This is a genomic window from Variovorax sucrosi, assembly GCF_051216635.1.
Classification (GTDB): Bacteria; Pseudomonadota; Gammaproteobacteria; order Burkholderiales; family Burkholderiaceae_C; genus Variovorax.
Map to the genome: position 1 here is coordinate 235,187 of NZ_JBPJZU010000001.1, position 20,463 is coordinate 255,649.

Below are 20,463 nucleotides of genomic sequence, written 5' to 3' on the forward strand. Positions count from 1 at the left end.
TCACGTGAAGCACCTGCACGACCTCCCCGTCCTCGTCCTCGGCCTCGGTGCGTCCGGCCTGGCGATGGCGCGCTGGTGCGCGCGGCACGGTGCAGAGGTGACGGTGGCCGACACGCGCGACACGCCGCCCGCCCTGGCGACGCTGCAGGCCGAGTGGCCCGGCGTGCGCTTCGTCGGCGGACCGCTGACCGCTGCCTTGATCGAAGGCACACCGATCCGCGCCGTGTACCGTTCGCCTGGCCTGACGCCGGCGACGATCGCACCGGTGGTCGACGCGGCACGTGCCATCGGCCTGCCGGTCGGCGGCGAACTCGATCTGTTCGCGCAGGCGCTGCGTGATCTTCGGACGGTGGAGCTGCCGGAGCCCGAGGTGGCCGCATCGAGCCCGGCGGAGGCCGCGGCGGAGGCTCCGGCGGAGGAGCCACCGCCCGTCGCCGACGAAGCGGCGCCCGCAGCGGAAGAGGCGGTCGACCCAGTCATCGAACTGTCGGAGCCCGTCGCGGCCGAGACGTCGACGCCCATCGAGCCGGTCGACGCTTTGCCGGAGCCCGCGCCTGAGCCCGTGGCAGCGGCCAGCGTCCGAGCTCTGCCCGCGGCCGGCAAGCCCTACGTGGCAACCGCTGCCAAGGATGCGGCGGAGTTCGTGGCGCGCATTGCCGAACTGTCGGCCACCAACCCGGCGTCGGCCATCGTCGAGGAAGAATCTCCCCAGCTTCCGCTGGTGCCGCATGCCGAGCCCGAGCCGCCCAAGGGCTATGCGCCGGCGGTGCTCGCCATCACCGGCACCAATGGCAAGACCACCGTCACCGCGCTGACCGGCCTGCTGGTCGAGCGCGCTGGCAAGACCGTGGCCGTCGCCGGCAACATTGGCCCGACGCTGCTCGACACCTTGTCTGCGCACCTCGATGCAGAGACGCTGCCGGACGTCTGGGTGCTGGAACTTTCCAGCTTCCAGCTCGACGGCGTGCAGGATTTCGAGCCGACCGCCGCGGCCGTCCTCAACCTCACGCAGGACCACCTCGACTGGCACGGCGACATGGCGGCCTACGCGGCGGCCAAGGCGCGCATCTTCGGCCAACAGAGCCTGATGATCCTGAACCGCGACGACGCGGGCGTCATGCAAATGCTGCCGCCGCCGGTTCGGGTCAAGCTGCAGCGTCCGCAGATCCGCACGCACCTCACCTTCGGCGCCGGCCTGCCGCTGCGCCCGAGCGACTTCGGCATCGAGCGCGTCAACGGCATGGCCTGGCTGGTGCGCGCCCTGGAGGCCGACGAGACCATCAAGCGCAAGCGCGGCGCTGCGGCGCAAGAGGAAGAGATCTTCCTGCAGCGCCTGATGCCGGCCGACGCGCTGCGCATCCGCGGCCAGCACAACGCGCTCAATGCGCTGGCGGCCCTGGCGCTGGCCAGCGCGGCCGGCTGCCCGCTGGGCCCGATGCTCTACGGCCTGCGCGAATACCACGGCGAGCCGCACCGCGTCGAATCGGTGGCCATCGTCGACCAGGTCGAGTTCTTCGACGACAGCAAGGGCACCAACGTCGGCGCCACCGTGGCCGCGCTCCATGGCTTGGGCGCCGAGCGCCGCATCGTCGCCATCCTCGGCGGCGACGGCAAGGGCCAGGACTTCGAGCCGCTGGCCGCGCCGGTGCGCCAGGTGGCGCGCGCGGTGGTGCTGATCGGGCGCGACGCGCCGGCGATCGAGGCCGCGCTGGGCTCGACAGGTGTCACGCTCGTGCATGCCGCGTCAATGGACGAAGCCGTGCGCCTGGCTGCCGAGCGGGCCCATCCGGGCGACGCCGTGCTGCTGTCGCCGGCCTGCGCCAGCTTCGACATGTTCAAGGACTACGCACACCGCGCGCAGGTGTTCTGCGATGCGGTGCAGGCACTGGCCGACGCGCCGTCGATGCGCATGGGAGAGGATGCATGAGCGATATGGCCGGCGCCACTCCCAACGCGACAGCAGGCCGCTTCGGCGGCTGGTTTCGCCGTGCCGCCAAGAGCGGCATGGACGCGCTGCCGATGCATCTGCCGGTGCGCCTCGGCGGCGGCAGCGTGGCACAGACCAAGGCCGCGCCGATGCGCGTGCTGGGCTTCGACCAATCGCTGCTGTGGGTCACGCTGGCGCTGCTGGCGTGGGGCATGGTGATGGTCTATTCGGCCTCGATCGCACTGCCGGACAACCCGCGCTTCGCGCGCGCCGGCTACGGGCCGATGTTCTTCCTGCTGCGCCACGTGCTGTTCATCGGCATCGCCTTCGTCGCCGCGCTGCTGGCTTTCCAGATCCCGATGCAGACCTGGGAGCGGGCAGCGCCGTGGATCTTCGTGGTGTCGTTGCTGCTGCTGGTGCTGGTGCTCATTCCGCACGTCGGCCGGGTCGTCAACGGCGCGCGTCGCTGGCTGCCGCTGGGCATCATGAACTTCCAGCCCTCCGAACTTGCGAAGCTGGCGATGGTGCTTTACGCCGCCAGCTACATGGTGCGCAAGATGGAGATCAAGGAACGCTTCTTCCGCGCGGTGCTGCCGATGGGCATTGCCGTGGTGGTGGTCGGCATGCTGCTGCTGGCCGAGCCGGACATGGGCGCCTTCATGGTGATCGCGGTGATCGCGATGGGCATCCTGTTCCTCGGTGGCGTGAATGCGCGCATGTTCTTCGTCATCGCTGCGCTGGTGGTGGCGGCCTTCGCGCTGATCGTGATGACCAGCGAATGGCGGCGTGAGCGGATCTTCGCCTACCTCGACCCCTTCAGCGAAGCGCATGCGCTCGGCAAGGGCTACCAGTTGTCGCACGCGCTGATCGCGATCGGCCGTGGCGAGGTCTTCGGCGTCGGCCTGGGCGGCAGCGTCGAGAAGCTGCACTGGCTGCCCGAGGCGCACACCGACTTCCTGCTGGCTGTGCTGGGCGAAGAGTTCGGCCTGGTCGGGCTGCTGCTCATCATCGGCATGTTCCTGTGGCTCACCCGCCGCATCATGCACATCGGCCGCCAGGCCATCGCGCTCGACCGCGTGTTCTCCGGCCTGGTGGCACAGGGCATCGGCATCTGGATCGGCTTCCAGTCCTTCATCAACATGGGCGTGAACCTGGGCGCGTTGCCGACCAAGGGGCTCGGCCTGCCACTGATGAGCTTTGGCGGCTCGGCCATGCTGATGCAGCTGATCGCGCTGTCGATCGTGCTGCGCGTCGACTACGAGAACCGCGTCCTGATGCGTGGAGGTCGCGTATGACGCGTACCGCACTCGTCATGGCGGGCGGCACCGGCGGCCACATCTTCCCGGGGTTGGCCGTGGCCGAGGCGCTGCGCGACCGCGGCTGGGCGGTGCACTGGCTGGGCGCACCCGGCGGCATGGAGCAGCAATTGGTGCCGCCGCGCGGCTTCGCCTTCGAGCCGGTGCAGTTCGGCGGCCTGCGTGGCAAGGGGCCGCTCACGCTGCTGATGCTGCCGGCGCGGCTGCTGCGCGCCTTCGTCCAGAGCATCGGCGTGCTGCGCCGGGTGCGGCCCGACGTGGTCATCGGCCTCGGTGGCTACATCACCTTTCCCGGTGGCCTGATGAGCGTGCTGCTCGGAAAGCCGCTGGTGCTGCACGAGCAGAACTCGGTGGCCGGGCTGGCCAACAAGGTGCTGGCGAGCGTCGCGAACCGCGTCTTCACCGCCTTCCCCCATGTGCTGAAGAACGCGCAATGGGTGGGCAACCCGCTGCGCGAGGCCTTCGTGTCGCAGCCCGATCCGGTCGCACGCTTCACCGGCCGCAGCGGTCCGTTGAAGCTGCTGGTGGTCGGCGGCAGCCTGGGCGCGAAGGCGCTCAACAGCATCGTGCCCAAGGCCCTGGCGCGCATCGCGCCGGCGCAGCGGCCCATCGTGATGCACCAGAGCGGCGCCAAGCAGATCGACGAGCTGCGCGCCAACTACGTGGCCGCCGGCGTCGAGGCCGAACTCACGCCCTTCATCGACGACACCGCCACCGCCTACGCGACCGCCGACCTGATCGTCGCGCGCGCCGGTGCCAGCACCGTCACCGAAATCGCAGCCGTCGGCGCCGCAGCGCTGTTCGTGCCCTTTCCTTCCGCGGTCGATGACCACCAGACCACCAACGCACGCTTCCTCGTCGACGCGGGCGGTGGCTGGCTGGTCCAGCAGACCGAACTCACGCCTGAATTGTTGGCCGACTTGCTACAGAAACTCGAACGAACCACGCTGGTGGAGAAGGCCGTGAAGGCCAAGACGATGCAGAAGACCGAGGCGGTCAGTGCCGTGGTGCTGGCTTGCGAAGAGCTCGCAGCGAAGAAGCGCGGAGGCGGCGCATGAAGCACGCCATTCGCCACATCCATTTCGTCGGCGTGGGCGGCGCCGGCATGAGCGGCATCGCCGAGGTGTTGCTCAACCTGGGCTACCGCATCTCCGGCTCCGACCTGTCGGACAGCGTCACGCTGCGCCGCCTGGCCGGCCTGGGCATCGCGACGAACGTGGGCCATGCGGCGGCGAACATCGCGGGCGCCGATGCCGTGGTCACCTCCACCGCGGTGCAGGCAGACAACCCCGAGGTCATCGCCGCGCGCGAGAAGAAAATTCCCGTGGTACCGCGCGCCCTGATGCTGGCCGAGCTGATGCGACTGAAGCAGGGCATCGCCATCGCCGGCACGCACGGCAAGACGACGACGACCAGCCTGGTGGCCAGCGTGCTGGCGGCGGCCGGGCTCGACCCGACCTTCGTGATCGGCGGGCGCCTGAACAGCGCCGGCGCCAACGCGCAGCTGGGCAGCGGCGACTACATCGTGGTGGAGGCCGACGAGTCCGACGCGTCCTTCCTGAACCTGCTGCCGGTGATGGCGGTGGTCACGAACATCGACGCCGACCACATGGAGACCTACGGGCACGACTTCGGGAACCTGAAGAAGGCCTTCGTCGACTTCCTGCACCGCATGCCCTTCTACGGTGTGGCGATCCTGTGCACCGATGACGCGGCGGTGCGCAGTATCGTGTCCGAGGTGACCTGCCCGGTGACGAGCTATGGCTTCAACGAAGACGCTCAGGTGCGTGCCGTCAACGTGCGGGCGGCCGGTGGCCAGATGCACTTCACCGCGCAGCGCCGCAACGGCATCACGCTGCCCGACCTGGACATCGTGCTGAACCTGGCCGGCGAGCACAACGTGCTGAACGCGCTGTCGGTGATCGCGGTGGCGGTCGAGCTGGGTGTGACCGACGAGGCGGTGCAACGCGGCCTGGCCGACTTCAAGGGCGTGGGCCGGCGCTTCCAGAGCTATGGCGACGTGCCGGCGAAAGAGGCTGCCGCTGCCGGTGGCTTCACCCTGATCGAGGACTACGGCCACCATCCGGTCGAGATGGCGGCCACCATCGCGGCGGCGCGCGGTGCCTTCCCGGGGCGCCGGTTGATGCTGGCCTTCCAGCCGCATCGCTACACCCGCACCCGCGATTGCTTCGAGGATTTCGTCAAGGTGCTGGGCACCGCCGACGCGGTGCTGCTGGGCGAGGTCTATGCCGCCGGCGAGGCGCCCATCGTGGCCGCCGACGGCCGGTCGTTGTCGCGCGCGCTGCGCGTGGCCGGCAAGGTCGAGCCGGTCTTCGTCGACGAGATCGGCGAGATGGCGCAGGCCATCCTCGACAACGCCCGCGCCGGCGACGTCGTGATCTGCATGGGGGCCGGTTCCATCGGCACCGTGCCCGCACGCGTCGTCGAACTCGGCGGCGCCGCACCCCCGCCGAAATCCGGAACATTCACCCGCGAAGGACGTGCCCTGTGACGAGCCTGCCTACTTCCTCCTTCGGCAAGGTCGCCGTGCTGTTCGGCGGCACCTCGGCCGAGCGCGACATCTCGCTGCTGTCGGGCAGCGGCGTGCTCGAGGCGCTGCGTTCGCGCGGCGTCGACGCCCATGCCTTCGACCCGGCCGAGCGCGACCTGGTCGAGCTCAAGCGCGAAGGCTTCGCGCGCTGCTTCATCGCGCTGCATGGCCGCCACGGCGAAGACGGCACGGTGCAGGGCGCGCTGGAACTGCTCGGCATCCCCTACACCGGCTCCGGCGTGATGGCGTCGAGCGTGGCGATGGACAAGGTCATGACCAAGCGCATCTGGCAGGCCGACGGCCTGCCGACGCCCAAGTACGTGCGACTGGCCGCCGACCAGCAGAGCCGCGAACAGATCCGTGCCGTGCCCGACGTGCTCGGTCTGCCGTTGATCGTGAAGCCGCCGCGCGAGGGCTCGTCCATCGGCGTCACCAAGGTGGCCGGCTATTCGCAGATGCAGGACGCGGTGGCGTTGTCGGCCAGATACGACGCCGACGTGCTGTGCGAGGAGTTCATCGAGGGTGAGGAAGTCACCTGCGCCGTGATCGGCCACGGGCTCGACGCGCAGGCCCTGCCGGTGGTGCGCATCGCCGCGCCGGAGGGTGCCTACGACTACCAGAACAAGTACTTCACCGACGACGTGAAATACCACTGCCCGAGCGGCCTGCCCGAGGCCGAGGAAAAAGAGATCCAGCGCCTCACGCTGGCGGCCTACCGCACGCTCGGTTGCCGCGGCTGGGGCCGCTCCGATGTGATGATCCGCGCCAGCGACCGCAAGCCCTTCCTGCTGGAGATGAACACCTCGCCCGGCATGACAACGCATTCGCTGGTGCCGATGTCGGCCCGTGCGGTGGGCATCGCCTACGAGGACCTGTGCGTGCGCGTGCTCTCCCTCGCAGCGCTCGATTCGGAAGGCAAGGTCTGACCATGGCCGCCGCGGCACCCGTCCCCTTCGACGTCAAGCTCATGAACCTCACGGCGACGCTGGTCTTCGCCCTGTTCGGTCTCGTGCTGCTGGCGGCGGGGGCGTGGTGGGTGCTGCGCCAGCCCTTCTTCCCGATCGCCGGCATCAAGGTCGACGGCGAGGTGACGCACAACAACGCGGTCACGCTGCGCGCCAACGTCGCGCCGCAGCTGGCCGGCAACTTCTTCACCGTCGACCTGGCCCGTGCGCGCAGCGCCTTCGAGTCGGTGCCCTGGGTGCGCAAGGCGGTGGTGCGGCGCGAGTTCCCGAACAAGCTGCGCGCCACGTTGACCGAGCATGTGCCGGTCGCGCACTGGGGCGACGAAGCGGGCTCCAAGCTGGTCAACGGCTTCGGCGAGGTCTTCGAAGCCAACGTGGCCGAGGTCGACGACCAGTTGCCGCGGCTGGACGGTCCGGTCGAGCAGGCCGGGCAGGTGCTGGGCATGTACCGCCTGCTGTCGCCGCTGTTCCAGCCCTACGAACTGTCGGTGGTCGAGCTCGGCCTGTCGAGTCGCGGCAGCTGGCATGTGCTGCTCGACAGCGGCGCCTTGATCGAACTCGGCCGCGGCCGCAGCGAAGAAGTGGTGGCGCGCACCGAGCGCTTCCTGCGCACCGTGAAGCAGGTGGCGGGCCAGTACGGCCGCACCGTGGCATCGGTCGAAGGCGCCGACCTGCGTCACAACGAGGGCTATGCGCTGCGGATGCGCGGCGTCACCACGGTCGTCAACGACCCCAAGAAGAAATAAGCGAACACCCGAGGACATTCCATGCCCAAAGAATACAAAGACCTGGTCGTCGGCCTCGACATCGGTACCGCCAAAGTGATGGTGGTGGTGGCCGAGGTCCTGCCCAACGGCGAACTCAAGCTCGCCGGCCTCGGCGTGGCGCCGAGCAATGGCCTCAAGCGCGGCGTGGTGGTGAACATCGACGCCACGGTGCAGAGCATCCAGCAGGCGCTGAAGGAAGCCGAGCTGATGGCCGATTGCAAGATCGGCCGCGTCTACACCGGCATCACCGGCAGCCACATCCGCGGCATCAATTCCAGCGGCATGGTGGCGGTGAAGGACAAGGAAGTGACGCCGGCCGACGTGGCCCGCGTGGTCGAGACGGCGCGCGCCATCAACATCTCGAGCGACCAGCGCCTGCTGCTGGTGGAGCCGCAGGAATTCGTGATCGACGGCCAGGACGTGAAGGAGCCGATCGGCATGAGCGGCATGCGTCTCGAAGCCAAGGTGCACATCGTGACGGGTGCGCAGAGCGCGGCCGAGAACATCATCAAGTGCGTGCGCCGCTGCGGGCTGGAAGTCGATCAGCTGATGCTGAATCCGCTGGCCTCGGCGCAGGCGGTGCTGAGTGAAGACGAGCGGGAACTCGGCGTGTGCCTGGTCGACATCGGCGCCGGCACGACCGACGTGGCGATCTTCACCAACGGCGCGATCCGCCACACGGCTGTGATCCCGATCGCGGGCGACCTGATCACCAGCGACATCGCGATGGCGCTGCGCACCCCGACCAAGGACGCCGAGGACATCAAGGTCGAGAACGGCTACGCCAAGCAGCTGCTGGCCGACCCCGACACGCAGGTCGAGGTGCCGGGGCTGGGCGACCGCGGCCCGCGCATGCTGAGCAAGCAGGCGCTGGCCGGCGTGATCGAGCCGCGCGTCGAGGAGATCTTCTCGCTGGTGCAACAGGTGGTGCGCGAGTCGGGCTACGAGGAGGTGCTGTCGTCCGGCATCGTGCTGACCGGCGGCAGCGCGGTGATGCCCGGCATGGTCGAACTCGGCGAGGACATCTTCCTCAAGCCGGTGCGCCGCGGCATCCCGAAGTATTCGAGCGCGTTGTCCGACATGGTGGCCCAGCCCCGTGCGGCTACCGTCATGGGCCTGCTCGAAGAGGCGCGCTTTGCACGCATGCGCGGCTACAAGGTCGCGCAGAAGAACGGATCGGTCAAAACCGCATTCGGACGCTTCAAGGACTTCATCGTGGGGAACTTCTGAGATGAAGTACCACCCTCTCTGGCTGGCACGCGGCAGTCCGCCCCGGCACTTCAACGAGCGATGGCGGCGGACCGGTCCGCCATCACCACGAGCAACCGGTCCGCGCACAGAAAAATAGTTCAGAAACACACGGCAACTGCAAGCATTCTAGGAGTCACCAAATGGCCATCGAAATGATCGAAATGGAAGAGTTCAACCAAGGCACGCAGATCAAGGTGATCGGCGTGGGCGGCGGCGGCGGCAACGCGGTCGCGCACATGATCGAACGTGGCGTGCAGGGCGTGCAGTTCTCCTGCGCCAACACCGACGCGCAAGCCCTGTCGCGCAGCAATGCGCCGAAGCTGATCCAGTTGGGCAACAACGGCCTGGGCGCCGGTGGCAAGCCCGACAAGGGCCGCGAGGCTGCCGAACTGGCGGTGGACGAGATCCGCGCGGCCATCGACGGCGCCCACATGCTGTTCATCACCGCCGGCATGGGCGGCGGCACCGGCACCGGCGCGGCACCCGTGATCGCGCGCATCGCCAAGGAGATGGGCATCCTCACCGTCGGCGTGGTCACCAAGCCCTTCGATTGGGAAGGCGGCAAGCGCATGAACAACGCCGACAACGGCCTGGCCGAGCTCGAAGCCAACGTCGATTCGCTGATCGTGATCCTGAACGAGAAGCTGCTCGAAGTGTTGGGCGAAGACGTGACGCAGGCCGAAGCCTTCGCACATGCCAACGATGTGCTGAAGAACGCGGTCGGCGGCATCTCGGAAATCATCAACGAATACGGCGGCGTGAACGTCGACTTCGAAGACGTGCGCACCGTGATGGGGGAACCCGGCAAGGCCATGATGGGCACGGCAGCGGCCAGTGGACCGGACCGCGCGCGCATCGCCGCCGAGCAGGCCGTGGCCTGCCCGTTGCTCGAAGGCATCGACCTCTCGGGCGCCAAGGGCGTGCTGGTGCTGGTGACGGCCTCCAAGGGCTCGCTGAAGCTGTCGGAATCGAAGCTGGCGATGAACACCATCCGCGCCTATGCCTCGCCGGACGCGCACGTGATCTATGGCGCCGCCTACGACGAGAACCTCGGCGACGAGATGCGCGTGACGGTGGTCGCCACCGGCCTGTCGCGCCCCGACGCACGCCGCCAGGCCCCGACGCTGGAAGTCATCCGCACCGGCACCGACAACATCCCGTTCACCATGCCGACCCTGGGCGGCGTGGGCCATGCCGGTGCGCACGGCCAGCCGAACTACGAAGGCATGGCAGTGCCGAGCGTGTGGCGTACCAACCGCACGATGGCGGCGGCCAAGGTCGACGCGCTGTCGTCCGGCGGCATGGATGACTTCGAGATCCCGGCGTTCCTCCGCAGGCAGGCTGACTGAGGCCGACCGTGTGACTATGGAGGCCATAGCGAGTCGTGCGTTTCGGCGCACGCCTCGCGCTCCTAAAATCACGGCCGTGCTGCAACAACGAACGCTCAAGTCCATCACCCGCGCCGTCGGCGTGGGGCTGCACAGCGGGCAGCGGGTGGAGCTCACGCTGCGCCCGGCAGCGCCGGACACGGGCCTGGTGTTCCGACGCGTCGACCTGCCCGAGCCGGTGGACATCCCGATGACGGCCGAGGCCGTCACCGACACGCGCCTGGCATCGACCGTCTCCAACGGCGGCGCCAAGGTGCAGACCGTCGAACACCTGATGTCGGCCTGCGCCGGCCTGGGCATCGACAATCTGGTCATCGACATCACCGCGGACGAAGTGCCGATCCTCGACGGGTCGGCATCGTCGTTCGTCTTTCTTCTCCAGAGCGCGGGCATCGTGCTGCAGCAGGCACCGCGCCGCTTCATCCGGGTGGTCAAGCCAGTCGAGGTGCGCGAGGGCGGCGGTGCCAACGCCAAGTGGGCGCGGCTCGAGCCGTACCACGGCTTCAAGCTGAGCTTCGAGATCGACTTCGACCACCGCGTGGTCGACTCGACCGGCCAGCGCGTCGAGTTCGACCTGGGTAGCGGCTCTTACAGCCGCGACATCGCGCGGGCACGTACCTTCGGCTTCACCAAGGAAGTCGAGTACATGCGCAGCAAGGGCCTGGCACTCGGCGGCGGGCTCGACAACGCGATCGTCATGGACGACACCAAGGTGCTGAACGTCGGCGGCCTGCGCTACGACGACGAATTCGTGAAGCACAAGATCCTCGACGCGATGGGCGATCTGTATGTGATCGGCCGCCCGCTGCTGGCCGCCTACAGCGCGTTCCGCTCGGGCCACGCCATGAACAACCAGCTGCTGCGCGAACTGTTGCGGCACGAGGACGCCTACGAGATCGTCACCTTCGACGACGAAAAGCTTGCCCCTGCAGGCTTCGCCGAAGTGGCACGCGCCTGGTAGCGCCGGCGCACCGACCGATGCTGCTGTTCCGCTGGGCCATCCTCCTGCTGCTGCTCGTGGCCGGCGTGTCGTTTGTGTTCTATGCGGGCACCGGGCAGGTGAAGTACCGGCGCTTCGGCTGGGTCGTGCTCAAGTGGACGATGCTGGCGGCGTTCGGGTTCTTCGCGGTGCTGATCGCCGAGCGCGTGGCCTGAAGGCTTCAGCGCGTTCTGCCCTTGCGGTACATGCCGCTGGTGCTGCGTGACAGATCGGCCGCCTCGCCCAGCCGCGCCATCGAACTGCCGACATGCGCATGCGTGATCGCGATGCCCAGTGCGTCGGCGGCGTCGCTGCCGGGCAAGCCCGGCAGCTCGAGCAGGCGCTTGACCATCTCCTGCACCTGCGCCTTGGCCGCCTGGCCGTGGCCTGCGACCGCGCGCTTCATCTGCAGCGCGGTGTACTCGGCGACCGAGAGATTGCGCGACACCAGCGCCGTGAGGCAGGCACCGCGCGCCTGGCCGAGCAGCAGCGTGGACTGCGGATTGACGTTGACGAAGACGATCTCGACCGCTGCCGTGTCGGGCTGGTAGCGTGCCACGATCTCGCCGATGCCGTCGAACAGCACCTTGAGCCGCTCGGGCAGGTTGCCGCGCTCGAGGTGCCTGGTGCTGATCGTGCCGCTGGCCACGTAGCGCAGGGAATGACCCTCCAGGTCGACCACGCCGAAACCGGTGGTCTGCAGGCCGGGGTCGATACCGAGGATGCGCATGTCGAAGGCAGAGCAGCGCCCACGGCACGGGCCGCCGGCCGCAAGGGTGGTGGGCCTTCGAATGTAGCCGACCGACCCTTGGTGTCCGGGTGCGATCAGAACCTGTGGCGGACGCCGACGGTGTAGCCGTTGCGGCTCTTCGGCCCGCCAGAGGTCGTCGTGCCGTTGAGGTTGGCTTCGCCCTTCAGCCGCGTGGTGTCGAGTTCCGCATAGATGTCGGTGCGGCGCGACAGCGCGTAGTCGGCCGCGAAGACGAAGAAGTCCGCCCGCGCGTCACCGGCGACCGTGGGGCCCGACTGCTTGGTGCGGTAGTAGTGCGCGCCGAGATTGAGCAGCGGCGTGATCTGGTAGCCCAGGCCGATGGTCGCAAGGTCGCGCTGGTTGGCGGCCAGGAAGGCCGGTCCGCCGAAGTTGCCGTTGGCCACGGAAGAGCCGCTCCACAGGCTCGACAGCACGGCCAGGTCGACGGGCGCGGTCAGCGGGCCGCCGTCGAGCTTGTTGCGGGCGTACCCCAGGTTGATGTACCACTTGTCGATACGATAGGAACCACCCAGTGTCCAGGCGTCGAGCTGGCGGCCCGATCCGAACTCGTAGTTCTGGAAGGCCCCGCCCACGGCCAGGCCACCGGTGGCATAGCGCAGGTAGGCGCCGACCGTCCGGCCCCCGGTGGGCGCGTCTTCGTCGAACGAGTACTGCAGGCCGCCGCGGAAGCCGCCGTACTCGGCGACGTACTTGATCATGTTGCTGGCTCGGGCGCCCGCCGCAAAGCCGATCTCCGGCTTGAACGAATCGAAGTACGGCGAGTAGGGAAACGACGCATAGGTGCTGGTCACCACGTCGAACAGCACGTTGTACTGGCGTCCGAGCATCACGCGGCCGAAGCTGCTGCTCTGCAGGCCGACCCAGGACTGCTGGAAGTAGTTGGTAGTCGCCTGGGCACCGGTGTCCGTGCCGAAGCGGTTCTCGAGGTTGGCCAGCGCACGCAGCCCGCCGCCCATGTCCTCGGTCACGTTGATGCCCCAACGGCTTTGCGACATGCCGCCACCGACCATCTGCGTGAGGCTTCCGTTACCCGCCGGGCCTTCGTTGGTCGTGTGCCGGACGGCGGCGTCGACGATGCCGTAAATCTGCACGCTGGACTGGGACCAGGCCAGCGGGGCGGCGGCGAGCAGGGCACCGGCCATCGAAGCTTTCTTGAGCATTCTGCGTCTCCTCGTAGTGGTGCCCGCTACTCTAGGGGAGGACCACATCGGTGCGACGAAGTGTTTCCTGCTCGATTTCCCCTATGGGTGAATCCGGCGCAACTTGCTACCGCGCGGTAGAAGCAGAGCGCCGAAGGCGTGTTTTCGATCCGGATCCGTTTGCATGCTTCAGAGACCGAAGTACCAGCGCACCGAGTGGAAAAACACCGGTGCTGCAAAGCACAATGCGTCGACACGGTCGAGCAGGCCGTTGGCGCCGGTCACGCCGACGCCTTTCTGGCCCCAGTTCGGAATGCCCCGGTCTCGCTTGAGCGCCTTCATCACCAAATGGCCCATCGAGCCCGCGACGCAGGCGATGAGCGCCATGGCCAGCGCCTGGCCGAACTTGAACGGCGTGATGAAGGACATCGCCGCGCCGACCACGCTGGCAATCGCCATGCCCAGGCCCCAGCTGGCCCAGTTGAAGCTGCGGCTCACGTTGGGGGCGAAAGGCTCGCGCGCCAGCCAGCGCCCGACAATGCTGCGCCGCGCGGCATCGGCCTCGTCCGGCGGCAGGTACGCGAAGCGGCGTGCGATCAGGTGCTGCACCACCATGCAGGTCTGCACCACGAAGACCAGGAAGAACACGAGAAAGGCGCTCTTGCCTTCGTAGCCGGGGAAGGACAGCAACAGCAGCGCCGGCACGTGGCTCAAGCCGTAGACGCAGACCATGATGCCCCACTGCAGCTTGGCGTTGCGCTCCAGAAAATGGCTGGGGTCGTTCGCCAGCGCGCTCACCACGGGAATGGCGATGAACACGTAGACCGGAATGAAGACGGTGAAGAGGTCGAAGCGCGCGGTGCCCACCAGGATGAACTGGACAGGCAGCACCACGAAGAAGGCCAGGATCAGGCTGCGGTGGTCGCCCCGCCGCGTCGGCGACAGCGTGATGAACTCGCGCAGCGCGAAGAAGGCGATGAAGGCGAACAACAACGTGGCCACGCTCGGCCCGAGCGCCCAGCCGATCCAGAACACCACCACCATGAACCAGGTGGTGCGCAGCAGCGCGCGGAAGTCGGCGAACTCGCGCAGCCAGGCTTCACCGTGGGCCGCGTTGCGCCGCTCGCGCAGGCTGACGAGCAGCGTGGCGATGCTCACCAGCGTGAGCACGCCGAAGACGATCAGGAAAAGGGCGGCGACCTGGTGGGTCGGCGAGAGGGTTCGCAGGAAGGCGTTCATACGTGTCGCAGCGCCATCACGGCATCGCGCGCGCGGTCGAGAAAGGCGCGGCGCTCTTCGCCCGGCGCCAGGATGATCGGCGCGCCGAAGGTCACGGAGCAGAGGATCGGCACCGGCACGATCTCGCCCTTGGGCATGACGCGCTGCACGTTGTCGATCCACGCCGGCACCAGCACCACGTCAGGGAACATCTGCGCCAGCGTGAACAGGCCCGACTTGAATTTCTGCGGTTCACCGGTGTGGCCGCGCGTGCCTTCGGGAAAGATGATGATCGAGTCGCCGCTGGTCAGCGCCTCGACGAGCGGCTGCAGCGGCGCCATCGGGTCGGACGGCGGTGCGCCTTCCTCGGCCGGTGCCGGCGTGCCGCCGCGCTCCACATAGATGGCGTTGAACACCTCCGTGGTAATCCAGCGCTTCATCGGCGTGTTGGCCCAGTAGTCGCGCGCGGCAATCGGCCGGGTGATGCTGCGCAGTTCTTCGGGCAGCGCGGCCCAGATCATCACCAGATCGAGGTGGCTCTGGTGATTGGCGAAGTAGATGCGCTGCTCGGCCTTGGGCGGGCAACCCCACCATCGCGCCTGCGCGCCGGTCAGCAAACGCACCAGGCCCAGCAGCATCCACCCCAGCAACTTCGCAGCAAGCATGGCGGCGATGATACGGGGCCATGACGACACCTCCTGCCCTTGCCTGGCGTTTCGATGCGCGTGCCTTCGCCGTTGCGCTGGGGCTCTTCGTCCTCCTCGTGCTGCTGGCTACCTTGGGTGCGCGCGCCGGTTGGCTGCGTGGCTTCTTCGGCGATGTGCTGGCCGTGGCCTGGCTGTACTTCGTGTTGAAGACGGTGGTGGCCGCGCGGCCGATGCCGCTCGCGCTGGCCGCCTTCGGCGTGGGGTGTGCGCTGGAACTCGGCCAGTACTTCGCGCGGCTGGGGCATTGGCAGATCGCGAACCCGATGCTGCGCGTCGTCATCGGCAGCACGCCGGACTGGCTGGACGTGCTGGCCTACGCCATCGGTGCCGTGGCGGTTGTCTCGATCGAGCAGCGGGAAGCACCGTAGAGTCGAAGCATGACGACGCAACGACTGCTGCCTGCCCGCGCCGAGGACATCCCGGCGCTCATCGACCTGATCCTCACGCATGGCCCCAACCCATGGAACTGGCTGCCGCCCGATGACGTGGCGCGGCATGTAGCGCAAATCGCGACAGGGGAGGTCGGCGCGGTCGTCGCTTGGGAGGGCGATACCGTGCAAGGCGTCGTCACCTTTTGCCAGACGCAGCACTTCGCGTGCTATCAGCCGGCCGGCCACGCCGCGCAGCCGCAGGGCTATGTCTGCGAAGCGGTCGTGCACCGCGATGCCGTCGGGCAAGGCCTGGGTGCGCGATTGCTGCGGGCCGCGCTCGACGCGCTGAAGGCAGAGGGCCTGCGCGAGGTCTACATCGACCGCCATGAAGAGAACGCCGCCTCGGCCGGGATGATGCGCAAGGCCGGGTTCACGGCCATCGATACCTTCGACGAGCCCGCGAAACGGCACCACGGCTCGGGTCGCACGACCGTGTGCCGCTTCGTCTTCGGCAAAGACGATGCTCTGTCCGTCTAGGGCAGATCAGCCGCCGACATCCGCGCCATGATGGTCGACGCGCGGCCGCTCACGTAGGGCGAGCCGGGGCGCTTCTCGAAGAATTTGGGGCTGGGCAGCATCACCGCGAGCCGCGCTGCCTCGTTGGCGCTCAGCCGCGCTGCCGGCTTGTTGAAGTAGTGTTGCGCCGCGGCTTCGGCACCGAACACGCCTTCGCCCCATTCGACGCTGTTGAGGTAGATCTCGAGGATGCGGCGCTTGCTCAGCAGCAGCTCGAGCGCGGTCGCGAGCACCATTTCCTGGCCCTTGCGCAGCAGCGTGCGTTCGCCCGACAGCAGCAGGTTCTTCGCCAGCTGTTGCGTGATGGTCGAGCCGCCGCGGATCTTCGCGGGCGCCGGCTCCTTGCCGCGGGCTCGGGCCTGCGCAGCGCGCCGCGCGGCGATCTCCTCGGCCTTGGCGTTTCGCTGGCGGGCGCGCTCGATGGCTTCCCATTCGATGCCGCGGTGGTAGGTGAACTCGGCGTCCTCGCTGGCAATCACCGCGCGCTTGAGCGTGTCGGCGATGCGTTCGTAGGGCACCCATTCCTGCTGCCAGCCGGGCGACTCGCCGCGCTTCGCATTCGCACGCCCGTTCGTCGCGATCTGCCAGGCTTCCGACCGCTGGAAGGCGGTCGATTCCGGTGCGATCACCGCCATGAACGCGATGCGCCCGAGGAAGAAGCCTTGAAGCGCGATGCCCGCCACCATCAGGCAAACCAGCCAGCGCGCGGTCTGTCGCATGTGCCTAGCCGTCGACCAAGGCGCGCAGCTCGGCCAGCACCTGCGCCGCCGGCGGGCGAACGCCGCGCCAGATCGCGAAGGCTTCGGCCGCCTGTTCGACCAGCATGCCGAGGCCATCGCGCGGCACGGCACGGTGCGCGCGCGCCCAGTCGAGGAAGCCCGCGGCGGCCGGCCCGTACATCATGTCGATCGCCAGCGTGCCGGGCTTGAGCACCGACGCCGCCACCGGCACCGCACCGCCCGACAGGCTCGACGCGCTGGCGTTGACCACGATGTCGAAATCACCCGCCACGGTGTGCAGTTCCTGCGCCTCGACGCTGGCCTGGTGTTCGAGGGCCAACGCGGCGTGGCGCTGCACCAGCGTGATGGCCTTCGCCAGCGTGCGGTTGGCGACCACCACGCGCCGCGCACCCGCCGCCAGCAGCGGGCCGAGCACGCCCGACGCACCGCCGCCAGCGCCGATCAGCAGCACGTCGCGCCCAGTGATCGGGACGCCGGCGTTGCGCTGGATGTCGTTGACCAGGCCCACGCCGTCGGTGTTGTCGCCGTGCACGCCATCGTCGCGAAAGCTCAGGGTGTTCACGGCCTCGGCCAGCGCGGCGCGTTCGCTCAGGTGCTGGGCAACGTCGCACGCGTCGAACTTGAACGGCACCGTGACGTTGCAGCCGCGTGCGGTGCCGGCAGGGTCGGCGCGGAAGGCGGCCAGGCCTTCGGCAAAGCCGCCGAGCTCGATGCGGCGCCGGCCGTAGTCCAGGGTTTCGCCGGTCAGTTCGGCGAAGCGGGCGTGGATCCAGGGCGAGCGGCTGTGCTCGACCGGGTTGCCCATGACGCAATACAGGTCCATGGTGCTCAGTTCTGGCGGGACGACAGCTGCGTCTCCAGCGTTTCGTCCCGCGTGAAGCGAAAGCGTGAGGGCAGCACGATCTGGTCGGCCTGGCGCCGCATCGCGTCGCTGAAGCGGCCGAAGTTGCCGATGCTGCGCACGATGGCCTGGGCCCGGCGGTCGAGCGCGAGATTGCCCGAGGTCTCGACCACCTCGGTGGCCAGCAGGCTGCCGTCGAAGTTGACCGTGACCAGCATGGTGAGCTCGCCGTAGAGCTTTTTGCCGGCGACTTCGGGAAAGTTCTCGGTGCCGCGCGATTCGATGCGCCGGCGCAGTGCGTCGACGTACACCGCATAGGCCGCTTCGCGCGTCGACGGGCTGATGTAGCGCTTCTTGGGACGGGCGTTCTCTTCGTTCACCCGGCGTTCGATCTCGGCGAGCAGGTTGACCAGCTGCCGGCGCTTCTCTTCCTGCGCCTTGGCCTCGTTCGGATTGCCCTGCTGGCGCGGGTCCGGCATCGGCATCGCGGCGAGCTGCTGCTTGATCTGGGCCAGCAGCAATTGCTGCTGCGCCTGCATCGCCTCGACCTTGCGCTCGGCCTCTTCCATCGAGTCGCCGATGGTGGTGAAGGTCGAGGGCGGTAGCGGGCTGGTCGCACGGCCGCGGTCGAGGTCGCCGCCGCCGGCCATCGACTTCTGTGCGATCGCCATCGCCTTGTCGGGCGTCTCGTTGGTCGACGCGTTGACCAGGATGATCTCGAGCGGTGTGTCCTGGAACACGCGATTGAACGCCTGCGGGTCGACGAAGCGCACCGCCAGCAGTGCGGCGTGCGCCACCACCGACAGGCCGAGGGCGATCTGCAGGGTGCTCAGGTCTTTGAGGTTCATGGCGCTCTCGGCGGGCCGGTGCTCAGGCCGGCGTGTTCTCCGCGGGGGTCTCGCTGTCGTTGAGGTCCACGGCGATGGCGATCGGGCCCGCCACTTCTTCCTCCTCGTCGGCACCGCCCTCGTCGAGCGCGGCCGCATCGGCCGGTGCGTCGAGGCGTTCGAGCACCGTGCCGTGCACGTCGAGCGCGATCTCGTCGATCTCGCCCAGCTTCACGCGCACATGCGCGCCGCGTTCCTGCTGGCCCGCCACCGGGAACACCAGCGGCAGCGTGTCGGCGCGCACCAGGGCACCGTTCGGTATGTCCTTGATCACCGTCGCGGTCAGTTCGCCAATGCCCTGCTGCTGCAGGTACTTCAGCGTCCAGAAGCGCTCCATGCCGCCCTGGTAGGCGTTGTAGGTCGCGTAGGCCGCGTCGAAGCCCGAGAGGATCGAGAACAGGTCGGCGTCCTTCGGCTTGAAGGGCGCGGCCAGCGCGGCGGTCTTGCCGTGGCGGGCCGCCGCGATGATCTGCCACTGGTTCACCAGGTCGGTGTAGCGGCGCAGCGGTGAGGTGCTCCAGGCGTAGCTCTTCACGCCCAGGCCGGCGTGGGGCAGCGCCCGGGTGCCCATGCGCACCTTGATGCCGGGCGCCAGGCTGGCCTGGCTGCGGTAGAGACCCGGCACGCCGAGCGCGCCCAGCCAGCCGCCCCAGCCGCTGTTGGCCAGGATCATGGCTTCGGAGACGATCAGGTCGAGCGGTGCGCCGCGCTGACGCGTGCTGATCTGCACCTGCTCGTGGCCCTCCGGCTCGCCGTCGTTGCCGACCAGGCGGAAGTTGTAGTCGGGCCGGTTGAAGTTCTCTGGCTTGCCGCGCACGACTTCGCGCTGCGCCTTCAATTGCTTGGCCAGGCGGAACAGGAAGCTGAGCGGCGCGCGCAGCGTGCTCACGATGTCGGGCGTGTCGGCGCTGATCGCTGCAGCGTCTTCCAGCCAGGCCTGCGTGATGACACCGTCGAGCCGGTCATGCCGCAGGTTGGCGACGATCGGCACGCGCTCGATCTTCGTCTCGGTGCCCTGCAGCTCCAGCGTGGCTTCGTCGAAGCGCGCGTAGAGCGACACGGCCGGGCGGTCGCCGCCCTCGAGCAGCGTGTAGCTCTGCACCACCGCGTCGGGCAGCATGGTGATCTTGTAGCCCGGCATGTAGACGGTGGACATGCGCGCACGCGCCACCTGGTCAAGCGGGCTGCCGGGTGCGAAGGCCAGGCCGGGTGCGGCGATGTGCACGCCGACCGTCACCGTGCCGCTGCCCAGGCCCTGCACCGACAGCGCATCGTCGATTTCGGTGGTTTGCGAATCGTCGATCGAGAAGGCCTCGACGCCGTCGGCGCGCGGCAGGTCGTCGGCGATTTCCGGGGCGCTGAGCGCGGGCGGGAAGGCCGTGCCCTTGGGGAAGTTCTCGAACAGGAAGCGCTTCCAGTGGAACTGGTAGGCCGAGTCGATGGCGCCGGCGCGCTCCAGCAGGTCGAGCGGCGCGCGCTGTGCGGTGCGCGAGGCCTCGACCACCGCCTTGTACTCGGGCGCGTTCTTGTCGGGCTTGAAGAGGATCTTGTAGAGCTGCTCGCGCACGGGCGCCGGGCATTCGCCCGCCACCAGCTGCCCGGCCCACTCGGCGATCTGCGCCAGCACCTGCTTCTTCTTCTCGATCGCGGCCAGCGCCTGCTGGATGATCTCGGCCGGGGCCTTCTTGAAGCGCCCCTTGCCGGCGCGGCGGAAGTAGTGCGGCGCCTCGAACAGCGCGAACAGCGCCGCGGCCTGCTGCACCAGCGAGGGGTTGGCCTGGAAATACTCGGTCGCCAGGTCGGCGAAGGCGAATTCGCCTTCGGGCGCGAATTCCCAGGCGAGGTCCAGGTCCATGCCGGCGGCGAGCACGCGCGCTTCGGCGATCAGCTCGGCCGGGGCCGGCTTCTCGAAGCGCAGCACGATGTGCGCGCTCTTGACCTTGACCCGCTTCCCGGACTCGAGCTCGACCTGCGCCGACGCTTCGGCCTCCGACAACACGCGGCCGCCGAGGTACTTGCCGGCTTCTTCGAACAATACAAACATGGGCGCGATTGTCCCATGGGCCAC

At 68.4% G+C, this 20,463-nt stretch carries 20 protein-coding genes; 12 read left to right on the forward strand and 8 right to left on the reverse strand.

Features of this window, described 5'->3' with window-relative positions:
- Positions 1 to 4 precede the first annotated feature (4 nt).
- From murD to ACSFBE_RS01105, 10 genes are all read left to right on the forward strand, one after another.
- Positions 5 to 1,927, forward strand: coding sequence for a UDP-N-acetylmuramoyl-L-alanine--D-glutamate ligase (gene murD, locus ACSFBE_RS01060; protein WP_435488510.1), 1,923 nt, complete (start codon positions 5 to 7; stop codon positions 1,925 to 1,927).
- Complete coding sequence (ftsW, locus tag ACSFBE_RS01065; RefSeq protein ID WP_435488511.1) at positions 1,924 to 3,222, forward strand: putative lipid II flippase FtsW; 1,299 nt, start codon at positions 1,924 to 1,926, stop codon at positions 3,220 to 3,222. The genes murD and ftsW overlap by 4 nt, the downstream gene beginning before the upstream one ends.
- Entirely contained in the window at positions 3,219 to 4,301 is a 1,083-nt protein-coding gene (murG, locus tag ACSFBE_RS01070) for an undecaprenyldiphospho-muramoylpentapeptide beta-N-acetylglucosaminyltransferase (protein ID WP_435488512.1), read from the forward strand. The genes ftsW and murG overlap by 4 nt, the downstream gene beginning before the upstream one ends.
- A complete protein-coding gene (gene murC / locus ACSFBE_RS01075; protein WP_435488513.1) occupies positions 4,298 to 5,755 on the forward strand; it encodes a UDP-N-acetylmuramate--L-alanine ligase in 1,458 nt (485 codons plus the stop codon). The genes murG and murC overlap by 4 nt, the downstream gene beginning before the upstream one ends.
- Positions 5,752 to 6,720 carry a D-alanine--D-alanine ligase gene (locus tag ACSFBE_RS01080; protein ID WP_435488514.1) on the forward strand — a complete coding sequence of 323 codons (969 nt, stop codon included), beginning with the start codon at positions 5,752 to 5,754 and terminating at the stop codon, positions 6,718 to 6,720. The genes murC and ACSFBE_RS01080 overlap by 4 nt, the downstream gene beginning before the upstream one ends.
- Before the next feature lie 2 nt (positions 6,721 to 6,722).
- A complete protein-coding gene (locus ACSFBE_RS01085; protein ID WP_435488515.1) occupies positions 6,723 to 7,505 on the forward strand; it encodes a cell division protein FtsQ/DivIB in 783 nt (260 codons plus the stop codon).
- 21 nt (positions 7,506 to 7,526) lie between these two features.
- Positions 7,527 to 8,756 (forward strand): cell division protein FtsA, encoded by a 1,230-nt coding sequence (ftsA, locus tag ACSFBE_RS01090; RefSeq protein WP_435488516.1) that lies wholly within the window; start codon positions 7,527 to 7,529, stop codon positions 8,754 to 8,756.
- A 161-nt stretch (positions 8,757 to 8,917) separates the two neighbouring features.
- Positions 8,918 to 10,126: a cell division protein FtsZ gene (gene ftsZ / locus ACSFBE_RS01095; protein WP_435488517.1), complete on the forward strand. Its 1,209-nt coding sequence runs from the start codon at positions 8,918 to 8,920 to the stop codon at positions 10,124 to 10,126.
- Between the two features lie 76 nt (positions 10,127 to 10,202).
- Positions 10,203 to 11,126 carry a UDP-3-O-acyl-N-acetylglucosamine deacetylase gene (gene lpxC / locus ACSFBE_RS01100; protein ID WP_435488518.1) on the forward strand — a complete coding sequence of 308 codons (924 nt, stop codon included), beginning with the start codon at positions 10,203 to 10,205 and terminating at the stop codon, positions 11,124 to 11,126.
- A gap of 17 nt (positions 11,127 to 11,143) precedes the next feature.
- Positions 11,144 to 11,320: a hypothetical protein gene (locus tag ACSFBE_RS01105; protein ID WP_435488519.1), complete on the forward strand. Its 177-nt coding sequence runs from the start codon at positions 11,144 to 11,146 to the stop codon at positions 11,318 to 11,320.
- Positions 11,321 to 11,325: 5 nt separating this feature from the next.
- Here ACSFBE_RS01105 and ruvC read toward each other — a convergent pair whose 3' ends face one another.
- From ruvC to ACSFBE_RS01125, 4 genes are all read right to left on the reverse strand, one after another.
- A complete protein-coding gene (gene ruvC, locus ACSFBE_RS01110; protein WP_435488520.1) occupies positions 11,326 to 11,874 on the reverse strand; it encodes a crossover junction endodeoxyribonuclease RuvC in 549 nt (182 codons plus the stop codon).
- Positions 11,875 to 11,969: 95 nt separating this feature from the next.
- Positions 11,970 to 13,076: a porin gene (locus ACSFBE_RS01115; RefSeq protein WP_435488521.1), complete on the reverse strand. Its 1,107-nt coding sequence runs from the start codon at positions 13,074 to 13,076 to the stop codon at positions 11,970 to 11,972.
- A gap of 168 nt (positions 13,077 to 13,244) precedes the next feature.
- The gene (locus tag ACSFBE_RS01120) at positions 13,245 to 14,294 is read right to left on the reverse strand and encodes a phosphatidate cytidylyltransferase (RefSeq protein ID WP_435488522.1); all 1,050 of its coding nucleotides are present in this window, start codon (positions 14,292 to 14,294) and stop codon (positions 13,245 to 13,247) included.
- Entirely contained in the window at positions 14,291 to 14,938 is a 648-nt protein-coding gene (locus tag ACSFBE_RS01125; RefSeq protein WP_435488523.1) for a lysophospholipid acyltransferase family protein, read from the reverse strand. The genes ACSFBE_RS01120 and ACSFBE_RS01125 overlap by 4 nt, the downstream gene beginning before the upstream one ends.
- Before the next feature lie 20 nt (positions 14,939 to 14,958).
- Between ACSFBE_RS01125 and ACSFBE_RS01130 the strand changes: the two genes are divergently transcribed.
- Both ACSFBE_RS01130 and ACSFBE_RS01135 read left to right on the forward strand, forming a co-directional pair.
- Positions 14,959 to 15,348, forward strand: coding sequence for a ribosomal maturation YjgA family protein (locus ACSFBE_RS01130; RefSeq protein WP_435488524.1), 390 nt, complete (start codon positions 14,959 to 14,961; stop codon positions 15,346 to 15,348).
- Between the two features lie 9 nt (positions 15,349 to 15,357).
- The gene (locus ACSFBE_RS01135) at positions 15,358 to 15,888 is read left to right on the forward strand and encodes a GNAT family N-acetyltransferase (protein WP_435488525.1); all 531 of its coding nucleotides are present in this window, start codon (positions 15,358 to 15,360) and stop codon (positions 15,886 to 15,888) included.
- Here ACSFBE_RS01135 and ACSFBE_RS01140 read toward each other — a convergent pair.
- Genes ACSFBE_RS01140 through ACSFBE_RS01155 form a run of 4 tightly spaced genes read right to left on the reverse strand, consistent with a single transcriptional unit; the run spans position 15,885 to position 20,439 of the window.
- Positions 15,885 to 16,646 carry a transglycosylase domain-containing protein gene (locus ACSFBE_RS01140; protein WP_435488526.1) on the reverse strand — a complete coding sequence of 254 codons (762 nt, stop codon included), beginning with the start codon at positions 16,644 to 16,646 and terminating at the stop codon, positions 15,885 to 15,887. The two genes, ACSFBE_RS01135 and ACSFBE_RS01140, sit on opposite strands and share 4 nt — an antisense overlap.
- 4 nt (positions 16,647 to 16,650) lie before the next feature.
- Complete coding sequence (aroE, locus tag ACSFBE_RS01145; protein ID WP_435488527.1) at positions 16,651 to 17,490, reverse strand: shikimate dehydrogenase; 840 nt, start codon at positions 17,488 to 17,490, stop codon at positions 16,651 to 16,653.
- Positions 17,491 to 17,495: 5 nt separating this feature from the next.
- Complete coding sequence (locus ACSFBE_RS01150; RefSeq protein WP_435488528.1) at positions 17,496 to 18,356, reverse strand: energy transducer TonB; 861 nt, start codon at positions 18,354 to 18,356, stop codon at positions 17,496 to 17,498.
- A 22-nt stretch (positions 18,357 to 18,378) separates the two neighbouring features.
- Positions 18,379 to 20,439, reverse strand: coding sequence for a ribonuclease catalytic domain-containing protein (locus ACSFBE_RS01155; RefSeq protein WP_435488529.1), 2,061 nt, complete (start codon positions 20,437 to 20,439; stop codon positions 18,379 to 18,381).
- Between the last annotated feature and the right edge of the window lie 24 nt (positions 20,440 to 20,463).